Source organism: Desertibacillus haloalkaliphilus (genome assembly GCF_019039105.1).
In the GTDB taxonomy this organism is placed as follows: domain Bacteria; phylum Bacillota; class Bacilli; order Bacillales; family KJ1-10-99; genus Desertibacillus; species Desertibacillus haloalkaliphilus.
This window is the reverse complement of the sequence record NZ_JAHPIV010000191.1, coordinates 1-416: the sequence shown is the minus strand read 5'-3', so window position 1 is coordinate 416 and position 416 is coordinate 1. Positions and strand designations below refer to the sequence as shown.

1 protein-coding gene is annotated in these 416 nt (G+C 29.3%); it reads right to left on the bottom strand.

The genetic code is table 11. The features are described from left to right. The coding region (locus tag KH400_RS21490) for a TraB/GumN family protein (protein ID WP_217228116.1) at nucleotides 1-147 on the bottom strand (147 nt) is incomplete at its 3' end. Nucleotides 148-416 lie beyond the last annotated feature (269 nt).

Here is a 416-nt window from a genome sequence, read left to right as displayed (position 1 = left end):
ATCTAACTCCACACAAACCGTGTCAGGTTTCTCTGATTCAATCACTTCTTTTACTTGTTCTGCACTTTGCTTTGATACATGTGCCGTTCCAATAAGAATTAGCTCTTTCCCTGATATATGTAATCTTGTTATGTTTTGTTCCGACATAAATTACCTTCCTTTATGTATTCTCTCTAAGTATATATGTCTTTTGCACACTTTCCATTTTAACACTTTTTATAGTACTGTAGGAAAAAATAAATCTTTTTTATTTCGTTAAGGCTGTAATGAGCTTACTAAAAACAATTTGGTCATAAATAATAGTGTTTTATTGTAAAAAGCCATTAAATCTGCAAAAATAATATGATTGATAAACTTTATTTATAAGGCTATTTCGTAAAGATTGTTGCTATGATATAGGTTTTCCGGAGTAAAAT